Origin of the sequence: Streptomyces sp. HUAS MG91, from assembly GCF_040529335.1 — a bacterium.
GTDB classification, from domain to species: Bacteria; Actinomycetota; Actinomycetes; order Streptomycetales; family Streptomycetaceae; genus Streptomyces; species Streptomyces tabacisoli.
The window spans coordinates 673,920-692,543 of record NZ_CP159534.1 but is presented as its reverse complement, the minus strand read 5'-3'; the positions used below and the strand labels follow the sequence as shown (position 1 = coordinate 692,543).

Genomic DNA, 18,624 nt, shown 5'->3' with positions numbered 1-18,624 from the left:
CGCCGACGCTTCCTGTCTCTCCGGTCAACCGCTGTACTAGCGTGGAGAGATGACGCCGGATCAGCGGCCGGACAGGCCGTGGCGGGTGCGGATCGACGACCGGCACGGGGGACCCTGCGGGGCCGGCGTGCTGCTCGACGACCGGTCCGTGCTGACCTGCGCGCACGTCGTCCAGCAGGCGGACGCCCACCCCGGCGCGGGCCCCGCCGCGTTCCTCCGGGTCCGCAGCGCCGTCGCCGCCCCCGAATGGCGGCGCACCGCCCGTGTCGTCGAGGACGTCTGGGCCTTCGAGGACGGCTCGCGGCGCGGCGACGTCGCGCTGCTGCGCCTGGACGAGCCCGTCGGCCACGCCTGCCCCACCGAACTGTGGAAGGTGCCCATCTCCGGCGGCCAGGTGCGGGTGTACGGCTTCCCTGCCTTCGAGCCGTACGGCATCGGCGTCGACGCCGAACTCGCCGGATCGGGCGGCCGGGCCGGCGAATGGGGGCTGCTCAACCGCGTCCACGAAGGCCGGCCGTGGATCCAGCCCGGCTACTCCGGCGCCGGTGTGATGGCCCTCGACGGCGCGTTCGCGGGCCAGGTCGTCGGCATCGTCGTCGCCGACTACGTGGACGAGAACGGCAGGGCCGCCTGGATGGTCCCGGTCGAGACGATGCAGACGTACCTGGGGCGGCGGATCACACCGTACGTACGCGGCGTCGGCATCGAGGTGCCCTCACGGGGCGACCCCGCGGCCGACCTCGACGACCCGCTGCAACTCGCCCTGACCCGGGAGCTGGCCCGCCTCCTCACCAGCGGCTGGGCGGGCGTCGCCCTCGTCGCCACCGGGCGGCGCACCGGCCCCGGCTCCTCCTGGCTGGTCCGCCTCACCGAGACCTCCCGCGCACCCGGCCCGGACGGCGGCGCGCCCCGGGGCACCGCCCTGCCGTTCGGCGCCGTCGACGCCGCCTACGACGCCCGCGGCAGGACCCCGGGCGAGGTGTGCGCCTATCTCGCCCATCGCTTCGGCTTCGACCCGGGCGCCCGCGACCCCGCCGCGCTGGTGCACCGGCTGCTGCGCCGCAGACCGCCCCCCTTCGTGATCGTGGACGGCATCGACGGCGCGGGCGACCCCCACCGCCTCCTCGCCGATCTCCTGATCCCGCTCGCCCGCGACGCCCGCACCCGCGGCCTGCGCCTCGTCCTCGGCGTCGAGGGCGACCCGCCCGACGACCTGCCCTACCAGGTGCACCTGGACCCGACCCCGCTGCCCGGTACCGCCGCCCCGCGCCCGGTCACCGTGGACCGGGCACGGGAGGCCGTCGCCCGGCTGGCCCGGGCCGAGGCCGAGGCGCTGCTCCTCGAACGGACCACGGCGCGGCGCTTCCTGGCACCGCCCCGGCTGCCGCACGGCCGGGCACCCCGGCTCACCGTCCGGCTCGCCGTCGCCCGCGCCACCTTCCCGCACGCCGAGATCGCCGCCATCGAGGCGCGGGCCGTCGCCGCCGCCACCGACGTCGACGCCTACCTGACCGAGGTGCGCGCGATGGACGCCGCGCACGAGGACCTGACCGTCCGTCTGGAGCTGTACCGCGCGCTCGCCGAGGAGCACTTCGGAGCCTCGGACCGCGAACTCGGCGCACTGTTCACCGCGGCGCACAGTGCCCTGCGAACCGCCCCCGTCGACCTCGCGGCCGCCGGCCGGAGGGTCCCGCGCTACATCGCCGCCGTCAACCGCCGGATCGCCGAAGGGTGAGGCCATGAGCAGATGCAACCGTCCCGGATGCGGGCGCGGCACCCTCGACACGGACGGCTTCTGCCCCGTCTGCGGCCTCAGGGCGCTGCCGCCCGCCCGCACCGCCGGAGCGGGCACGGGCGTCGCCCAGGTGCGGCCCGATCCCTGGTACGGCCTCACCCTCGTCGACGACACCCGGCTCCCCGACGACCTCGGCGCCGGCGCGGCGCACGAGCCGCAGCCGGAGACCGGCCCCGTCGCCGAGGAGCACCGCTACTGCCACAACCCCGGCTGCGGACAGCCCGTCGGACGCGGCCTCGACGGCCGACCGGGCCGGATCGCCGGATTCTGCGCCCTGTGCGGCACCCGCTTCGACTTCACCCACGTCGCGGGCCTCCTCATCGCCGGCCGCTACGAGGTACGGCGGCTGCTCGGCCAGGGCTCGTACGGCGTCGCCTACCTCGCGCACGACCGCAACCTCAAGACCGACGTCGTCCTGAAGGAACTGCGCACCGCGCTCGCCGGGTCCGACCGGGAACGCGACGTCCTCGTCGGCCTGCGGCACGACGCCATCGTCCGCATCCTCGGCTACGAGGAGGAGCACGACCGCACCTATCTGGTGCTGGAGTACGTACCGGGCGAGGCCCTGCGGGCCGCCCGGGGCGACCGGCTCGCCACCTTCCTCGCCCACGGCCTGCGCCTGCTCCAGGCCCTCGACTACCTCCACGCGCGCGGCCTGCTGCACTGCGACGTCAAGCCGCTGAACATCATCCGCTTCGCGGAGACCGCACCGTCCGGCGCCCTCGACCGGGTCCGGCTCATCGACTTCGGCGCGGTGCGCTCCGTCACGGACCCGGCGCCGCTGTCCGAGTACACCGAGCGGTACGCGCCGCCGCCGGGCGACGCCGAGTACACGCACGGACCCACCCCCGGCTTCGACCTGTACGGGCTCGGCATGACCCTCGCGGAGACGTCCCACGAGCTGACCGACGGCTCGACCGCGCCCGGCGTGCAGTCCCTCCGGCTGCTCCTCGACCGGTCCGTGCACGGCGGCGGGCCCCAACGGCGGTTCACCTCGGCACGCCAGTTCGGCGAGCAGCTCAGCGGTGTCATCCGGCAGGTCGTGGCGGCGCCCGAGACCGGCCGCCGCGTCACCCGCGCCTCGGCCTTGTTCGGCCCGATGCCCGAGGCGCTGCACGGCGGCCTCGGCGCGCCCCGGCCCCTCGGCGACTGGGTGGGGGCGACGGTGGAGCGGCCCGCCGACGGCCCGGTGCGGCTGGCGCTGCCGCCCCTCTTCGAGGCCCCCGGGCCGGCGGCCGTCGCGGCGGCCCTGCCGATGCCGGTCCACGACCCCGACGACGCCGACGTCACCACCACCGTCCAGGGCGAACTCGACCTGTGCCGCAAGCTGTTGCGGGCCGGCGAGACCGCGGACGCGGCGGCGGTCCTCGACCGCGTGCCGCTGCCCGCCACGCACTGGCTCACCCACTGGTACCGCGGCCTGATCGCCCTGCGCGGCGACGAACTGACCCGGGCCACGCCCCACTTCACCCACGTACGCGCCACCCTCCCCGGCGAACTCGTCCCGCAGCTCGTGCTCGGCCTGTGCGCCGAACGCGCCGACGACCACGTACTCGCCCGTATGCACTACAGCACCGTCCTCACCACCAGCCCCGCCCTCGGCGCGGCCGGGTTCGGCCTGGCCAGGATCACCCACCGCGCCGACGGGCCGGCCGCGGCCGCCGCGATCGTCGACGGACTGGCACAGGAGTTCCGCTTCGCGCGCGAGGCGCACATCGCGCGCTTCCGGCTCTCGCTGGAGCAGCCGGGACCGGCGGCGGCCCGGATCCCGGCAGGCCTCGGACTGGCCGAGGCCGAACGCGCCTCCCTGGCCGCGGAGTCGGCGTACGCGCAGTACCTGCGCACCGAGGACCGCCTCGCCCTCTCCGACGCGATCCGCGGACTCGCCCGGCACTGCCCGAACGAGCGGGACTTCTACGCCCTGGTCGACCTCGCCAACGAGCTGCGGCCCGAACGGAGATGGCCCTGGTACGCCGGGACCAGACCGCGGGCCGGAGGCGGGCGCGGCAAAGAAGTCCGTGCAGAAGGCAACAACGAACGGCTGTTCCGTTCCGGAACGTGAACAGAAGAGCTAGGCTCCCTTGGTCCGCACAGGACACACACGACACAGGCGGCCAAAAGCTGCGACGAGGGAGTCGTGAGAGACCGATGGGGGACTTACCACGTGCGGCGCTGGACTTCAGCATGGAGCTGCACGCGCCGGGGGACCTGAACCGCGACACCGAGCGCGCCGACGCGCTCATCACCGTGCTCGCCCGCCCGCCGGACCGGGCCGGGGGAGGAGTCGGGAGCACACCGCCCGCCGCCGAGATCCTCATCATGGACCGCTCGCTGTCCATGTCGGGACCGGGCCGGCTCGACGAGGCCAAGCGCGCGGTCTGCGCGGCGATCGACACCCTGCGCGACGGCACCCTGTTCGCCGTCGTCGCCGGCGACCACGAGGCCACGGTCGTGCACCCGCCCGACGGCCGCCGCCCGCTCCCCGCCGACGAGGCCCGAAGACGCGAGGCCAAGGCCGCCGTGCACACCGTGCGGGCCCAGGGCGGCACGCGGATCGGCAGCTGGCTGGAGTGCGCCCGCCGCCTCTTCGAGACCGCCGCCGTCGACGGCGTACGGCACGCGGTGCTCTACACCGACGGCAAGGACGAGCACGAGACCCGCGAACAGCTCGACGCCGTCCTCGACTCCTGCGCCGACCGGTTCGTCTGCGACGTACGCGGCCTCGGCGGCGACTGGGAGTACCGCGAACTCCACCGCGTCGCCCAGGCGTTGCACGGCTCGTCCAGGGCCGTCATCGACATCGCCGACCTCACCGCCGACTTCCGGGCCCTCATGGACGAGGCGCGGCGCGTCGTCGTCCCCCGCGTCTATCTCGGCCTGCGCTTCAGCGAGTTGTTCACCCTCGACCGGGTCCGCCAGACCGCTCCCGTGGAGGCCGACCTGACCGGCCTGCGGCAGCCGTACGAGGAAGGCATCCACATTCCGCTCGGCGCCTGGTCGCCGGGGCTGCGCCAGTACCAGCTCACCCTGCGCCTCGACCCGGGCCGGGTGCCCTTCGACACGGACCTGCGGGCCGCCTGGATCACCCTGCACGCCGAACAGGGCGGCGCGCCGGGCCGGGTGGAGCTGCTGCCGACCGTCCCCATGAACGTACGGCGCCGGTCGGTCCCGGCGGGCCCGGCCACCGCATCCCCCGAACTGACCCGCGTGGAGCGGATCCGCGCCCTCGGCACGGCGATGCGCGCCTGCACCGACGCGTACGCCTCCGGCGACTTCGGCCGCGCCGACCAGGAGCTGAGAGCGGCGCTCGACCTGGCCGGCGAACTCGGCCAGACCCGGAAGGCGGCGGAGCTGCGGGCCGTCGCGGAGCGCGGCGCGGACGGCCGGATGATCCTGCGGCGCACGGTGACACGCGCGCAGATGCAGCGCCTGGCCCTCGACTCCACCCGGACCGGCGTCCCGACCGGTACGCCGCCCGGCACCCCCTCCGATGCCGCGTCCGGTCCTCCGCCCGTCGACGAGGTCGCCGGTGGCCCGGCCGACGGTCCCGCACGCTGCCCGCACTGCATGGCGGCCCTGCCCACCCGCAGGGCCAGGTTCTGCGAGGCGTGCGGCCGCGGCGTCGACAGCGGAAGCGGCGCATGACCGCCACGGCCGCAGGACCCGTGGCGAGCCGCCGACGCGCCCTGCTCTCCGAGACCTGGCGGGCCCTGCGCACCGCACACCCCGTCCGCCTCCTGCGCCTCCTGCGCGCCGGCCTGCTGGCGACGGTGTGCGCGACCGCCGTCGTCTACCTCGTCACCGCCACCCAGGGCGGCCAGGAGGTCACCACCGTCCGGCGCAGCGAGGAGGCCGGCCGCCGGCTCGCGGACGCCCGCAGGGCGGTCCACACCGCGGACGAGGCTCTGCGCAACGCGCTCAGGACCGGCCAGATCGAACTGATCGGACCCGGCGCGGGATTCGCCAACACCACCGCGCGCATCGGAACCCTCCTCACGGCCGCCGGCCAGGGCAACGCGGCCGGGGCGACCGGACGCGCCCAGTTCCAGTTCGTCCAGGGGAAGCTGCTCATCTGCCAGCAGCTCATCAACACGGCCGTGAGCGACTATCCGCGCGGCGGCCCCGCGGGCGTCGAGAGTGCCCGCGACACACTGACGGCACCTCGCCTGCGCGACCCCGACACCGGCCGTCAGATACCGGGCACCGGCGGCCTGCGCGCCTCCATCGAGGACCTCCAGGACCTCCAGAGCGCCGGCCTGGCCCGGCAGCGCGACACCGGCTGGCTCGACCCCGTCCGGCTCTGGGGCTTCGCACTCGCTCCGCCGGTCGTGATGCTGGCGCTGTTCTGCGCCACCGCCCGGATCCTCGCGATCCACTTCCGCCGCCGGGTCAACGGCTTCCTGGTCGCCACCCTCGCCGTCACCCTGGCGGTCACCGGCGTCTTTGCCGGACTGACCCTGTGGGACGAGGACCGGCTCGCCCTCCACCCCGCCGCCGGCCATCCGGCCACCATGGCGCTCGTGCTGCTGGCACTCGTCGCTGCCGGCGTCCTCAACCACCTCGCCCACCGTCCGCGCCTCGCCGAGTACCGGTATCCGCGCCCATGACCCCCTCACCGCGGCGTACGGCCGTTGCCCGCGCACTGCGCGCCCGACTGTGCCAACTCCTCACGGCCATGGCCCTGTTGGCCGGTCTCACCGCGTGCGCGGGATCCGATGACCGGCACGTGACGGTGATGGTGCCCTGGACCGGACAGGACGAGTTCGGCGCCTTCTACTCCGTCGTCAAGGACTTCCGGCACGACACCGGCATCCAGGTCGACGTCCAGGTCACCCGCGCGCTCACCCAGCAGCTCGACGCCGCGGTCAGGGCCGACGCGCCGCCCGACCTCGCCGTCCTGCCGAGCCCCGCCGCGATCACCCGCTACGCGCAGGGCTCCGCGGACGACCTCCAGCCGCTCGACGAGCGGACCGTCGACACGGGCGCGTACCTGGAACCGTTCCGGGGGCTGGCCCAGGTCGACGGCGCCACCTACGCCGTCCCGGTCAAGATCGATGTCAAGAGCCTCGTCTGGTACGACACCGAGACCACGGCCACCCCGCGCACCCGGTCGACCGACGCCCTGCACGCCTTCGCGAAGGAAGGCGGCCTCGGCTGGTGCCTCGGCCTCGCCTCCGGCCCGACCTCCGGCTGGCCCGGCGCCGACTGGATCGCCGACATCGTGCTCGCCGACGCGGGCACGGAGGTGTACGCGCGCTGGGCCGCCGGGCGGCTGCCGTGGACCTCCGCCGAGATCGTGCGCGCCTGGACCCGGTGGCGCGACCTGGTCGGCGCGGCCACGCTGGAGAATGCCTCCGACGCGGGCTTCGCCGAGGCGACGCAGTCCATGGCCGCCGCGAAACCCGGCTGCCGGCTCGCCCACGGCGCCCGCTCGGCCCTCGCCACCGGTCTGCAGAAAGCCCCCCGCTTCGACTTCGTCGCGCCCGCCGCCCACGCCCCGCTGGAGGTCTCGGGGGACTTCATCGGCATGTTCACCGACGACAACCCCGCCGCACGCGCCTTCGTGCACTACCTGTCCGGCGCGCGGGCCCAGCAGACATGGGTCGACGCGGCGGGCTCGGCCGCCTTCTCCGCCCGGACCCACGGCATCGTCTACCGCAACGCCGTCCAGCGGCGCATCGCCGCGCTCCTTGACCCCGCCTCGGGCCACCCGCTGTGCTTCGGCGCCGCCGACATGATGAGCCCCGACACCGCCGCCGCGTTCTACCGGGCCGTCCTCGACGACGCCGAGGACGGCGGGGACGTGGCGAAGCTGATGGACCGCCTGCAAAAGGTCCAGACGGGTCTCGGCGCGAACCAGGTGCCCCAGGGTGACATCTGCTCCGGCCCCGGCTGACCGTTCCGTCCACCCGCCCACCACCGCCCGAGGAGTCCCGTGCCGTCAGAAGCCGTCCAGTTCGTACTCGCCGACGGAGAGACCACCGTCCTCGTCTCCGCGCCCCGCCGCGGCTCCGGCACCGTCGGAACCGGCGACGGGCTGCGCCGCGCGCAGCGGTCCCTGCGCAGCGCCCTCGCCCCGATCACCTCGGCCGCCGCCGAAGTGATCTCCGAGTTCCGCGCCCACGCCGAACGCCCCGACGAGATCGAGGTGTCCTTCGGCGTGACGCTCGACGCGTCGCTCGGCGCCATCATCAGCACCGCCAAGGCCAGCACCCACCTCGACGTCCGCCTACGCTGGAGCGGGTCGAGGAACGACGCCCCGCAGACGTAGGGGCGCGAGGAAGGCGGGGACGCGATGAGCGGTCTGTTCCCCCGGGAGCGGCGCGAGGTCGCCCCGGGCGCCGTCCACCTGCCGGACTGGCTGGACCTCTCGGAACAGCGGGGCCTGCTCACCGCCTGCCGCGCCTGGGCCCGGCCGCCCGCCGGCCTGCGCACCGTCCGCACCCCGGGCGGCGGGGAGATGACAGCGCGCCAGTTCGGCCTCGGCTGGCACTGGACCCCGCGCGGCTACACCCGCACGGCCGTCGACGGCGACGGCGCCCCCGTCAAACCCATGCCGAAGGAGCTGGCCGACCTCGGTGCGCGCGCCGTCGCCGACGCCTTCGGGAGCCCGCCCGGCGCCGCGTACGACATCGCGCTCGTCAACTACTACGACGACCGGGCCCGCATGGGCATGCACCAGGACCGCGACGAGCAGTCCGACGAACCGGTCGTCTCGCTCAGCCTCGGCGACCGCTGCGTCTTCCGGTTCGGGAACCCGCTGACGCGCACCAAGCCCTACACGGACGTCGACCTGCACAGCGGCGACCTCTTCGTCTTCGGCGGCCCGGCGCGCCTCGCCTTCCACGGGGTGCCCCGCGTCCACCCGGGCACCGCGCCCGCCGGCCTGGACCTGCGCGGGCGGCTCAACATCACGCTACGGGTCAGCGGCCTGTGACCACACGGAGTGAGCGGACGCCGTTCACCGGCTACCATTCCAGACCGTGATCAGGGCGAGGAGTTGCTGATGGGCGGCAGGGCGGCCTCCGGAACCGGAAGCCAGACGACGGGCGGGGGCACCGTGCGGCCACCACGTCTGGAGCGGGGCCGCAGCGCCCTCGGTCCCGCGCTCGAACTCGTCCACACCGGGCGCGCGCCCACCCGCGCCGTCCTCACCGCCGAACTCGGGGTGACCCGCGCCACGGCGGGCGCGGTCGCCGCCGAACTGGAAGCCCTCGGCCTGATCCGGATCGACGCCCGGCCGAGCGCCGCCGCCGGTTCCCAGGGCCGCCCCTCGCACCGCCTCTCCGTCGCCGAGGACGGACCGGTCGCGCTCGCGGCACAGGTCCACTCGGACGGCTACCGGGTGGCGCTCGTCGGACTCGGCGGCCGGGTCGTCGCCACCACACCGGGCTGCGCGATCATCGACCCCGACCCGGCGGACGTGCTGCGTTCCGTGGTGGAGGCGGGAGTCCGGCTCCTGCGGACGAGCGGCCGGGTCTGTGTCGGCGCGGGCCTCGCCGTCCCCTCGGCCGTGGCCGAACCGGACGGCACCGCCCTCAACCCGCTGCACCTGGCCTGGCCGGCGGGCTCCCCGGTCCGCGAGATCTTCGCCGACTGTGTGCGCGAGGCGGGCCTGGGCGTCCCGGCGTTCGCCGCGAACGACGTCAACCTGGGCGCGCTCGCCGAACACCGGCACGGTGCCGGACGCGGCGCCCGCGACCTGCTCTGCGTCGCCACGGGGCACCGCGGCGTGGGCGGCGCCCTCGTCCTCGACGGGCATCTGCACACCGGCAGTTCGGGTCTGGCCCTTGAGGTCGGCCACCTCACCGTCAACCCGGAGGGCCGCCCCTGCCACTGCGGCAGCCGCGGCTGCCTGGACGTCGAGACCGACCCGCTCGCCTTCCTCGTCGCGGCCGGCCGCACCCCCGACGCCGACGGCTCGCTCCTGCACCAGGCGCGCGAACTGCTGCTCACCGGCAAGGACGACCCCGCCGTCCGCACCGCCACCGAGGCCCTGGTCGACCGGCTCGGCCTGGGCCTCGCGGGCCTGGTCAACATCCTCAACCCCGACCGCATCATCCTCGGCGGCCTCCACCGCGCCCTCCTCGACGCCGCCCCCGAACGCCTGCGCGCCGTCGTGGCCGACCGCAGCCTGTGGGGCCGCAGCGGCGGCGTCCCCATCCTGGCCTGCACCCTCGACCACAACAGCCTGGTGGGAGCCGCCGAACTGGCCTGGCAGCCCGTCCTGGACGACCCACTGGGCGCACTCGCCACGACGTGACACCGAGACCGGGAAGTCACTCCTCCCGGCCGAGCCGCGCCTCCGGCATGTCAGCGCCACTCCACCGCGAACGCGGCCGCCGGATTGGCGACGAGCACCTGCTCGACGACGTCCTTGCCCAGGGCCTCGGTGAGGCGCGGGCGCACCCGGCGCAGCAGATACGGCATCCCGGGGCCGCCGCTCACCGACCGTGCCCCGGCGGTCGTCGTGTCGCCGCCGAGGAGGAGCCGGTGCGCGAACCCGGCCTCGGCGAGCGCCGCCATCGCGTCCGGCATCCGCCAGTCCGTCGCGTGGTTGGCCCGCGACGGACCGTCGAAGGCCAGATAGGCGCCCGAACGCGCGACGTCCCGCTGGACGACGAAGTCGGGGGAGCGGTTCAGGTGACCGAGCAGGATCCGGTGCGCCGGTACCTCCAACTCCTCGCAGAGCAGGTCGAGTACGTCCAGCGCGCCCGTGCCCAGCTCGTGGTGGACGGCGATCGGCGCCCCGGTCGCGTGGTGGGCCTCGGCCGCGGCGCGCATGGTCCAGCGGGCGTGCGCGTCCAGGGAGTGGAAGCCGCCCGCCACCTTGATCAGCCCGGCCCGCACCCCGCTGCCGGCGATGCCCTCGGTCAGCTCGCGCACGAACACCTCGGCGAGATCGGTCTTCCGCGCGGCGAGCAACTGCGGGGCGTAGTGAGCGGATTGGTGCATCCCCGTCGCGGCGACGATCCGGACGCCGGTGGCCTCCGCGAGCGCGGGCAGCTCGGCGGCCCGCCGTCCCAGCCCGTAGGGCGTCCACTGCACGACGGTCCCGCCGCCCACGGCGGCGTACGCGGCCAGCTCCTGCCGGGCCAGGTCGACGTCGTCCAACTCCTGCCCCGCCAGCAGCGGACTGCGGAAGAACAGATGGTCGTGGGCGTCGACGATCCCCAACTGCCCCGGATCGATGTCGCCCTGGACGCCACGCACGGTCGCCGGTGCGGAGTTCACCACTGTGTTCCCTTCCGGAGCTGGTCACGCTCGGGCTCCGAGACGTGCAGAACCTGATGGATGTCGCCGGGCGTGCGCGGCTCCGCGTGCTCCCAGACGGAGAACGTCAGCAGCTCCCACGTACGCGGATCGAGCCCGGCGGCCGCGTACAACACCCCTTCCTCGGAGGCCAGTTCGGTCGTCTTCCGTGCGGTGTCCGCCACCAGGTCGGGCAGGTGGACGTCGGCCGCGACCGGTGTCCGCTCGCGCACGGCGACCCGTGCCCGCCCGTCGGCCGAGGCGCCCTCCGCGTACGCGACACCCGTCCAGTGCTGCACGACGGGCCGACCGAAGTCCCGCACGATGCCCTGGAATCCCGGACCCCACAGGAAGGAGCTCATCCCTTCCTCCGTGTTCCAGAGGTAGAACGGCGCGTACTGGTTCACCGGCGAACCCAGCACACCGCGCTCCCGCATCAGATACGTCTTGACGCCGAGGCCCGGGTAGTCGTCGAGCAAGTGCCCTTTGCTCGCGACCCGTTCACGGATGATGTCCATGTCGTAGTCGGCGGGCAGCGTGATCTCGTACTGCATCGCATGCATGGTCGTACGCCCTTCAGCCCGCGGAGTGGATGTCGGCCTCGTCGACGTGCGCGCCCCAGCAGGTCGTCGTCCCGTCGGGGGCGGCCTCGACCGCCGCCAGGTGCGTCATGAACGTCCGGGGCCCGGCGCCGTGCCAGTGCCACTCGTCCGGCTCGATCCAGACGGTGTCGCCCGCGCGGATCACCTCGACCTCGCCGCCCTTGCGCTGCACCCGCCCCTCGCCCTCCAGGACGTGCAGCACCTGGCCGTGCGGGTGGGTGTGCCAGGCGGTGTGCGCGCCGGGCGCGAAGTGGACGTTGAACAGGCGCAGCCGGGACGGGGAGGCGGGCGCCGCGACCTCGTCCAGCCAGACCGTGCCCGTGAAGTTCTCGGCCGGGCCCTGCTGGGTGTCCGGACGATTGCGTGTGATGTGCACAGAGGATCCTCAGGCAGTCGGGACGGGGGAGGGCTTCAGGAGGGAGAGCAGGCCGCGGACGCCCGCGTCGAAGGCGTCCGTGTCGCCGGAGGCACGCGCCAGGACGTATCCGCCCTGCACCGTCGCCACGACGGCCGCCGCGATCTCGCGGGGCACCAGATGCGCGGCGAACTCGCCGCTGTCCACGCCCTCTTGGACGATGTCGGCGAGCCGGCCCTTCACGTACGCGATCGTGTCGTCTACGGGGCCGCGCAGCTCATCGCTGGCGATCACGTCCGGGTCCATCGTCAGCCGCCCGACCGGGCAGCCGCGCAGCACGTCGCGCTCGCGCAGCAGATACGCCGCGATCCGGTCGTACGCCGACCCGTCCGCGCCGAGCAGCCGGTCGACGGTCGCCCGCATCTCCTCACCGGTGCGGCGGATCGCGGTCAGCGCGAGGTCGGACTTCCCTGCGAAGTGGTGGTACATGCTGCCCTGCCCGACGCCCGCACGCTGCAGGATGGCCTTCGGGCTGGTGCCGACGTAACCGCGCTCCCACAGCAGCTCACGCGTCGTCTCGATCAGCCGTTCCTGAGTGCTCATGACCACACCGTACATACTAGTAGTTACAGAAGGCAAGATCGTGTCCGGCAAGAAGCCGGCCCGCCGAGAAGCAGCCCCGGACGGCCCGCCTACTCCCACGGAGGTACGCGCACTGCCGCTGGCCGTACGACGACGCGGGCCCCCTCCCGGCGAGAGGCTCGACCCATCACGAGAACACCGAGTTCCTTCGGGTTCAGCCGAGCTCCATCAAGGGAGATGAGTCAGATGCAGACCCTCGCGCAGTTCGGCCCCGGCGGCGGGCCGGGTCCCTGGATCCTGCTCTTTCCGCTGGTCTGGGCGGCCGTGGCGGTCGGCGTGATCACGCTGCTGCGCCGCACCGCCTGGCGCGGACGCCGCGGCCCGTGGCGCCCCGGACCCGCGGTCGACGAGCGTTCGCCGATCGCCGTGCTCGGCCGCCGGTTCGCCGCCGGGGAGATCGACGAAGACGAGTACTGGCGCCGGCTGTCCGTCCTGAACGAGGAGTTCGGGCGGGCCGCCGCCGCGGGCAGGGGCGGCGCGCTCTGACCCCCTCGACCCGCGGCGCGAGGGCGGGCCCGGCCTCCCGGCCGGGCCCGCCCTCCGTGTGCCGACGTCAGTGGCGGGGGCCGCCCCGCCCGAACTTGCCCTCACCGGGCGCGCCGCGCTCACCCTTCGGATCGTCGAACTCGATCCGCTCCTTGCGCACCGTGTCGGAGACCTCCTGCGTCTCCGTGACCTTCTCGGTCTCCAGCCGGACGCGCTCCACCGGGACGGTCTCCTTGCTGACGACCGCACGCTCGGCGTGCAGGGTCACCTCGGTCTCCGCCTCGCCGATCGTGGCGCGCTTCGCGTCGCCCTCGCCGATCGGCTCGCGCACCACGCGGACCTCCTCGTGGGACAGCGGAACCGACGTGGTCACGTTCTCGGTCTCGACCACCTTGCGCAGGTGCGCGTGGCCGACCTCCTGCTCCTCGACGCCGACGCGCAGCCGTTCCTCGGAGCGGATGAGCTCCGTCTCCTTGTCCGAGGTGTCGGCGGCGCCGCGCATCGCGGGCTCGCGGGCTCCGGCGGCGTGCCGGCCGGTGGACTCGCCGGTGGCGTAGCCGGAGCCGGCGGCCCCTGCCGCGCCGGCGGATCCCGCCGCGCCGGTCGTGCCGTGCACGCCGGGGGCGGCGGCCGGACGCTCGGGACGGTTCCCCGCGGTGCCGGCCGCGCCGGCGGCGGGCCGGGTCAGCCCGTAGTGCGCGTACAGCTCCTGCTGCTCGGACTCGTCCAGGTGCTGGTCCGCCTCGACGCGGGGCGCGTCCTTGACGGCCTCCTTGGTGTACATCACCTGGAGCCGGTCTTCCGTGCGGGACGCTCCGTTGAGCGGAACGAAGGTCTCCTTCATACCGAAGAGGCCGGTCTTGACGGTCGCCCAGCCGGGCTTCCCGGTCCGGTCGTCCAGGTAGACCCGCTCGACGCTGCCGATCTTCTCCCCGGTGCGGTCGTACGCGGTGAGCCCGACAAGGGCATCGGGGTTGTTGATCTCGCCCTGCGTCATGCGTGATCACTCCCTCCGGGACATGGGGGCGGCTGGGGGCCACCGGCTTGACCATGTGCCATGTCTCCATGGCGCGTGGGATGCGCGGGGCGCGCAACAAGGGATCTCACCGGCCGTAGCGAAAAGCCCGGGAGGGGGGCCGTTCGGGGCGTGATTGCGGGCCGGGAGGTGCAGGCGGGTGATCTTCCGCGCGTAGGCCGAACGGGTGAACCGGGCTCCCGCGTCCGATCGACCCCGATGGGCCCGGGCCGTCGACCCACGGGCCCTCCTTCCGTGCGAAAGCACCCGCTCGCCCGCCGGGTCGAACCCCGGCGGGCGAGCGGGTGCCGAACTGAATCGGGGCCGGGTCACGCCCGGCACCGGGCGCCCCAAGGGCGGGACGCCCGGTAAGTGATCACCGCCCGGTCAGCCTGCGACGGCCGACCGGGCGGGAGCGTGCTGGGGCGCCTCGGCGCGGAGCGCGGCCGCTGTCGCGTACACCGGCAGCGTGGGCAGCGCCACCGCGGGCGACGGCACCGGGAGGGTGAACCAGACGACCTTGCCGCCGTCGATGTGCGGCCTGACCCCCCAGCTCTCGCTCACCGAGGCAACCATCGCGAGCCCCCGCCCGCAGGTCGCGAGCGACTCCGCGTCCCGTATCTCCGGCAGCCGGGGATCGTGGTCGTGCACCGACAGGGTGAGACAGTTGCGGAAGAGCTCGATCTCCACGGTGCACAGCTTGTCCGGCTCGGCGTGCCGGTGGACGTTGGTGAGCAGCTCGGTGATCCCGAGCGCCGCCAGATCGATCAATGGATCGAGATGCCAGTAGCGCAACTGCGCCGATACGATTCTGCGGACCTGGCCGATCCGCGACGGCAGGGCCTGAAGCTCCACCGCACAATGCCTGCTCGGCTGGCTGATCACGGCTGCGACTCCCCGAATTGAGTCCGGAAGAAGACGAGAACGGATCGAGCGGAGCGACCGCGGTGTTGACAGGGTCGCCCGCTGCAGTGTCCGGCGGGCTGGTTCGCAGCGTCATCGCCGGTAAACCCTGAGTAGTGATGTGTGACCAGCGTGACCCAGGGGGTGCGGGCGTGCAACTTCGGCCGGTGACGCTCGTGCTCCGGTGAGCGATGAGGGAGGCGTGCGGGAGGCCGACGACGTTACGTCGCGCGCCCCGTCGCCTTGCGCACGGCGTCGATGAACCGGCGGGCCGAGGGCGGCCCCGCGTCCCCGTGATGACCGTCGCCGAGTCGCAGCAGATAACGCCTGCCGTCGACCTCGGCGGTCGCGCGGTCGTCGGAGCCGAACCAGGGCTTGCCCGCGCGGACTTCGCGCAGTGGCGCGCTGTCTATCTCGCTGCCGTAGCTCGTGAGCAGTTCCAGCCTGCCGCCCGTGATCCGGACCTGGCCGGCCCGGGTCAGCGACCGCAGACGGCGCCCGATCCGCACGCCCGTCGCCGTGAACTCCGGCTCCGTCATGCCGCGTCGCCCCCTCTGAGTGCGTTGGTGCGGTGCAGTCTGCACGCACCGGGCCAGGAGCACCAGTCTGCATGTGGACGCGACGTGAAGCAGTGGGCGCAAACGGATTTCGCGCCCCCTCCACAGGTGTCGTCACTCGAGTGGCCAGGCGTGCCTTTGAGGCTCCCAAAGATGCGTTTATGCAGGTGAGAAGCGTGTGGAAGGTGTCTATGATCGAGGCGTCCGGTCACGTTCGACCGACCCGGCAGCGGTTCCTCCGGCGCCCCCTTCGCGGGATCCCGCCGGGGCGGACGCTCGGAACGACGCGAAGGAGCCCCGTGGTGAGCACGATGGAACAAGGCCGCACCGGGGACGAGCGCCCGCTCGCCGAGCCGATGCCGACACTGGACGTCGACCACACGGATCCCGGCTACCGGAGCTGGCTGAAAGAAGCCGTGCGCAAGGTCCAGGCCGACAGCAACCGCTCGGCCGACACCCACCTGCTCCGCTTCCCCCTTCCCGAGCACTGGGGCATCGACCTCTATCTGAAGGACGAGTCGACCCATCCCACCGGCAGCCTCAAGCACCGCCTCGCCCGCTCGCTCTTCCTCTACGGCCTGTGCAACGGCTGGATCCGACCGGACCGCCCGGTGATCGAGGCGTCCAGCGGCTCCACCGCGGTCTCGGAGGCGTACTTCGCCAAGCTCGTGGGGGTCCCCTTCATCGCGGTGATGCCGCGTACGACCAGCGCCGAGAAGTGCCGACTGATCGAATTCCACGGCGGGCAGTGCCACTTCGTCGACGACTCCAGGACGATGTACGAGGAGGCGGCGGCCCTCGCGGCACGCACCGGCGGCCACTACATGGACCAGTTCACGTACGCGGAGCGGGCCACGGACTGGCGCGGCAACAACAACATCGCCGAGTCGATCTACCGCCAGATGGAGCTGGAGCGCTACCCCTGCCCGACCTGGATCGTGGCCACGGCCGGCACCGGCGGCACCTCGGCGACCCTCGCCCGCTACGTCCACTACATGCAGCACGACACCCGCATCTGCGTCGCCGACCCGGAGAACTCCTGCTTCTTCGAGGGCTGGACGACGAACGACCCGGACGCCACCAGCGACTGCGGCTCCCGCATCGAGGGCATCGGCCGCCCGCGCATGGAGCCCAGCTTCGTGCCCGGCGCCATCGACCGCATGATGAAGGTCCCCGACGCGGCCAGCGTCGCCGCGGTCCGCGCCCTGGAGGCCACCATCGGCCGCAAGGCGGGCGGCTCGACCGGTACGGGGCTGTGGAGCGCCCTGAAGATCGTCGCGGAGATGGTGGCGGAGGGCCGCAGGGGAAGTGTGGTCACCCTGCTGTGCGACCCGGGCGACCGCTACCTGGACAAGTACTACTCGGACCAGTGGCTGGCGGAACAGGGACTCGACGTGACGCCGTACCTGGCGGCGATCAACACCCTGCTCACGTCGACCGCCCCCGAGGCCTGAGGGCCGGGAAGTCGCGGGCCCGCGACGTCACGCGGCAGCGGTGGCCAGCCGTCGTTCGAGGTTGCCCACCGCGTCCCGGAACGCCCGCCCGAGACCGGACCGGCCCACCTTCACCCCGGCCAGGAACAGCGCGGCCCCGTCGGCGGCGAACGTCCACTGCACCCGCGCCCCACCGGGCACCGGCGTGATCCGCCACTCCTCGAGCAGCGCCCGCACCCCCGGCGCGTTGGCCTCGTCGACCCGGTACGCGTACACCTCGTCGGGCTCCGCGGACACGATCGTCTCCAGGAAGCGCCCGCCGCCCTTGAGCCGTATCTCGCGCCGCGGCCCGTCCGCACCGGCCTCGGCCGGCCGCGCCCGGGTCACCGCGGAGAACCACTGCGGCCAGCCCTCGACGTCCTCGGCCAGCGCCCGGTACACGGCGCCGGGCGACGCGGACACCTCGCGGGCGAAGACCAGGCGCAGGGGAGCGGTCTCGATGAAGTCGAGGCCGACCGGGAGAAGATGACGTGCCATGAGCGCTCAGCCCCCAAGCAGGACGACGATCCGAACGTCGGGCCGGCCCAACGGGCAGCAGGAGTAGACCAGTTGACCGGGTACGGTCACCATAGCTGGCGGCCCGTCAGATGTCTGCACCGCCCGGCGCGGAATCGGGGTCACCGGCCACGACGAGCCGCATGTGCTCGGAGATCTCCGTACGGGCCTCGACCGGCAGCCCCGCGTCCGTCACCAGCGTGTCCACCTGATCGAGCGCCGCGAACGAACTCAGGCCCACCGTCCCCCACTTCGTGTGGTCGGCGAGCACGACCACCCGCCGCGCGGACTGCACCAGGCGCCTGTTGGTCTCCGCCTCCGCCAGATTCGGCGTCGACAGACCCGCCTCCGGGCTTATCCCGTGCACCCCGAGGAACAGCACGTCGAAGTGGAGCGCCGCGATCGCCTGGTCGGCCACCGGCCCCACCAGCGAGTCGGACGGCGTGCGCACCCCACCGGTGAGCACCACCGTCGCCGCGCCCTGCCGGGTCCCCGTGGTGCGCTGCGCGGCATGGAACACGTCCGCCACCCGCACCGAGTTGGTCACCACCGTCAGGTCCGGCACGTCGAGCAGGTGCTGCGCCAGCGCGTACGTCGTCGTACCCCCGGACAGTGCGATCGCCGTCCCCGGCGCGGCCAGCGGCGCCGCCGCCCGCGCGATGTCCTCCTTGGCCGTCAGCTCGAGACCCGACTTGGCCTCGAAGCCCGGCTCGTGACTGCTCGCCTCGACGACGGGGACCGCCCCGCCGTGGACCTTCTCGAGCACACCCTGGCGGGCCAGCGCGTCCAGGTCCCGCCGGACCGTCATGTCGGAGACGCCGAGCTTCCTCGTCAGCTCGTTGACCCGGACGCCGCCGCGGCGCCGGACCTCGTCGAGGATCAGAGCGCGGCGCTGCTCCGCGAGGAGGTTCTGATTCTCGCTCACGTCCCGTCGGGTCCCTTCGGCTCGTCCCCATGACCACCCGGCCCGTCGGCCGAGGATCCCGTCATCCTCGCACGCGCCACCGACACCCGTCCCACCGCCCGCAC

The 18,624-nt window shown here is 73.7% G+C and carries 19 protein-coding genes; 10 read left to right on the top strand and 9 right to left on the bottom strand.

Features of this window, described 5'->3' with window-relative positions; all coding sequences use genetic code 11:
• The first annotated feature begins 49 nt into the window (after positions 1 to 49).
• From ABII15_RS03305 to ABII15_RS03270, 8 genes are all read left to right on the top strand, one after another.
• Positions 50 to 1,735: a serine protease gene (locus ABII15_RS03305; protein WP_353940732.1), complete on the top strand. Its 1,686-nt coding sequence runs from the start codon at positions 50 to 52 to the stop codon at positions 1,733 to 1,735.
• 4 nt (positions 1,736 to 1,739) lie between these two features.
• The gene (locus ABII15_RS03300) at positions 1,740 to 3,857 is read left to right on the top strand and encodes a tetratricopeptide repeat protein (protein ID WP_353940731.1); all 2,118 of its coding nucleotides are present in this window, start codon (positions 1,740 to 1,742) and stop codon (positions 3,855 to 3,857) included.
• An 86-nt stretch (positions 3,858 to 3,943) separates the two neighbouring features.
• The gene (locus tag ABII15_RS03295; protein ID WP_353940730.1) at positions 3,944 to 5,440 is read left to right on the top strand and encodes a VWA domain-containing protein; all 1,497 of its coding nucleotides are present in this window, start codon (positions 3,944 to 3,946) and stop codon (positions 5,438 to 5,440) included.
• The gene (locus ABII15_RS03290; RefSeq protein ID WP_353940729.1) at positions 5,437 to 6,402 is read left to right on the top strand and encodes a hypothetical protein; all 966 of its coding nucleotides are present in this window, start codon (positions 5,437 to 5,439) and stop codon (positions 6,400 to 6,402) included. Before ABII15_RS03295 ends, ABII15_RS03290 begins: the two co-directional genes overlap by 4 nt.
• On the top strand, positions 6,399 to 7,691 hold the full coding sequence (locus ABII15_RS03285) for an ABC transporter substrate-binding protein (RefSeq protein ID WP_353940728.1): 1,293 nt from the start codon (positions 6,399 to 6,401) through the stop codon (positions 7,689 to 7,691). The genes ABII15_RS03290 and ABII15_RS03285 overlap by 4 nt, the downstream gene beginning before the upstream one ends.
• Before the next feature lie 39 nt (positions 7,692 to 7,730).
• Positions 7,731 to 8,066: a CU044_2847 family protein gene (locus ABII15_RS03280; protein ID WP_353940727.1), complete on the top strand. Its 336-nt coding sequence runs from the start codon at positions 7,731 to 7,733 to the stop codon at positions 8,064 to 8,066.
• Positions 8,067 to 8,090: 24 nt separating this feature from the next.
• On the top strand, positions 8,091 to 8,732 hold the full coding sequence (locus ABII15_RS03275; RefSeq protein WP_353940726.1) for an alpha-ketoglutarate-dependent dioxygenase AlkB: 642 nt from the start codon (positions 8,091 to 8,093) through the stop codon (positions 8,730 to 8,732).
• Between the two features lie 69 nt (positions 8,733 to 8,801).
• Positions 8,802 to 10,058 (top strand): ROK family protein, encoded by a 1,257-nt coding sequence (locus tag ABII15_RS03270; RefSeq protein WP_353940725.1) that lies wholly within the window; start codon positions 8,802 to 8,804, stop codon positions 10,056 to 10,058.
• Positions 10,059 to 10,108: 50 nt separating this feature from the next.
• On the opposite strand, the gene ABII15_RS03265 is transcribed toward ABII15_RS03270, so the two are convergent.
• From ABII15_RS03265 to ABII15_RS03250, 4 genes are read right to left on the bottom strand one after another with little or no spacing between them, the layout of a single operon-like run.
• Positions 10,109 to 11,029, bottom strand: coding sequence for a phosphotriesterase (locus ABII15_RS03265; protein WP_353940724.1), 921 nt, complete (start codon positions 11,027 to 11,029; stop codon positions 10,109 to 10,111).
• A complete protein-coding gene (locus ABII15_RS03260) occupies positions 11,026 to 11,610 on the bottom strand; it encodes a DUF4865 family protein (protein WP_353940723.1) in 585 nt (194 codons plus the stop codon). Before ABII15_RS03260 ends, ABII15_RS03265 begins: the two co-directional genes overlap by 4 nt.
• Positions 11,611 to 11,623: 13 nt before the next feature.
• Positions 11,624 to 12,025, bottom strand: a complete 402-nt coding sequence (locus tag ABII15_RS03255) for a cupin domain-containing protein (protein ID WP_353940722.1) — start codon at positions 12,023 to 12,025, stop codon at positions 11,624 to 11,626.
• Between the two features lie 9 nt (positions 12,026 to 12,034).
• Positions 12,035 to 12,622 carry a TetR/AcrR family transcriptional regulator gene (locus ABII15_RS03250; RefSeq protein ID WP_353940721.1) on the bottom strand — a complete coding sequence of 196 codons (588 nt, stop codon included), beginning with the start codon at positions 12,620 to 12,622 and terminating at the stop codon, positions 12,035 to 12,037.
• A gap of 210 nt (positions 12,623 to 12,832) precedes the next feature.
• On the opposite strand from ABII15_RS03250, the gene ABII15_RS03245 reads away from it, so the two are divergent.
• Positions 12,833 to 13,132 (top strand): SHOCT domain-containing protein, encoded by a 300-nt coding sequence (locus tag ABII15_RS03245; RefSeq protein WP_353946949.1) that lies wholly within the window; start codon positions 12,833 to 12,835, stop codon positions 13,130 to 13,132.
• Positions 13,133 to 13,199: 67 nt separating this feature from the next.
• Here the strand turns inward: ABII15_RS03245 and ABII15_RS03240 are convergent, their stop codons facing one another.
• The 3 genes from ABII15_RS03240 to ABII15_RS03230 form a co-directional block, all read right to left on the bottom strand.
• Positions 13,200 to 14,129, bottom strand: a complete 930-nt coding sequence (locus ABII15_RS03240; protein WP_353940720.1) for a PRC and DUF2382 domain-containing protein — start codon at positions 14,127 to 14,129, stop codon at positions 13,200 to 13,202.
• A gap of 405 nt (positions 14,130 to 14,534) precedes the next feature.
• Positions 14,535 to 15,032, bottom strand: a complete 498-nt coding sequence (locus ABII15_RS03235; protein WP_353940719.1) for an ATP-binding protein — start codon at positions 15,030 to 15,032, stop codon at positions 14,535 to 14,537.
• Positions 15,033 to 15,271: 239 nt separating this feature from the next.
• On the bottom strand, positions 15,272 to 15,589 hold the full coding sequence (locus ABII15_RS03230) for a hypothetical protein (RefSeq protein WP_353940718.1): 318 nt from the start codon (positions 15,587 to 15,589) through the stop codon (positions 15,272 to 15,274).
• Positions 15,590 to 15,918: 329 nt separating this feature from the next.
• On the opposite strand from ABII15_RS03230, the gene ABII15_RS03225 reads away from it, so the two are divergent.
• On the top strand, positions 15,919 to 17,061 hold the full coding sequence (locus tag ABII15_RS03225; protein WP_353946948.1) for a PLP-dependent cysteine synthase family protein: 1,143 nt from the start codon (positions 15,919 to 15,921) through the stop codon (positions 17,059 to 17,061).
• 27 nt (positions 17,062 to 17,088) lie between these two features.
• Here ABII15_RS03225 and ABII15_RS03220 read toward each other — a convergent pair whose 3' ends face one another.
• Together ABII15_RS03220 and ABII15_RS03215 are read right to left on the bottom strand one after the other, a co-directional pair.
• A complete protein-coding gene (locus tag ABII15_RS03220; protein ID WP_353940717.1) occupies positions 17,089 to 17,577 on the bottom strand; it encodes an SRPBCC family protein in 489 nt (162 codons plus the stop codon).
• A gap of 106 nt (positions 17,578 to 17,683) precedes the next feature.
• The gene (locus ABII15_RS03215) at positions 17,684 to 18,520 is read right to left on the bottom strand and encodes a DeoR/GlpR family DNA-binding transcription regulator (RefSeq protein ID WP_353940716.1); all 837 of its coding nucleotides are present in this window, start codon (positions 18,518 to 18,520) and stop codon (positions 17,684 to 17,686) included.
• Positions 18,521 to 18,624: the final 104 nt, after the last annotated feature.

Coding starts and splice junctions, on each gene's coding strand:
- ABII15_RS03305 (WP_353940732.1), top strand. CDS start 50: ATGACGCCGGATCAGCGGCCGGACAGGCCGTGGCGGGTGCGGATCGAC.
- ABII15_RS03300 (WP_353940731.1), top strand. CDS start 1,740: ATGAGCAGATGCAACCGTCCCGGATGCGGGCGCGGCACCCTCGACACG.
- ABII15_RS03295 (WP_353940730.1), top strand. CDS start 3,944: ATGGGGGACTTACCACGTGCGGCGCTGGACTTCAGCATGGAGCTGCAC.
- ABII15_RS03290 (WP_353940729.1), top strand. CDS start 5,437: ATGACCGCCACGGCCGCAGGACCCGTGGCGAGCCGCCGACGCGCCCTG.
- ABII15_RS03285 (WP_353940728.1), top strand. CDS start 6,399: ATGACCCCCTCACCGCGGCGTACGGCCGTTGCCCGCGCACTGCGCGCC.
- ABII15_RS03275 (WP_353940726.1), top strand. CDS start 8,091: ATGAGCGGTCTGTTCCCCCGGGAGCGGCGCGAGGTCGCCCCGGGCGCC.
- ABII15_RS03270 (WP_353940725.1), top strand. CDS start 8,802: ATGGGCGGCAGGGCGGCCTCCGGAACCGGAAGCCAGACGACGGGCGGG.
- ABII15_RS03260 (WP_353940723.1), bottom strand. CDS start 11,610: ATGCATGCGATGCAGTACGAGATCACGCTGCCCGCCGACTACGACATG.
- ABII15_RS03250 (WP_353940721.1), bottom strand. CDS start 12,622: ATGTACGGTGTGGTCATGAGCACTCAGGAACGGCTGATCGAGACGACG.
- ABII15_RS03245 (WP_353946949.1), top strand. CDS start 12,833: ATGCAGACCCTCGCGCAGTTCGGCCCCGGCGGCGGGCCGGGTCCCTGG.
- ABII15_RS03240 (WP_353940720.1), bottom strand. CDS start 14,129: ATGACGCAGGGCGAGATCAACAACCCCGATGCCCTTGTCGGGCTCACC.
- ABII15_RS03230 (WP_353940718.1), bottom strand. CDS start 15,589: ATGACGGAGCCGGAGTTCACGGCGACGGGCGTGCGGATCGGGCGCCGT.
- ABII15_RS03225 (WP_353946948.1), top strand. CDS start 15,919: ATGGAACAAGGCCGCACCGGGGACGAGCGCCCGCTCGCCGAGCCGATG.
- ABII15_RS03220 (WP_353940717.1), bottom strand. CDS start 17,577: ATGGCACGTCATCTTCTCCCGGTCGGCCTCGACTTCATCGAGACCGCT.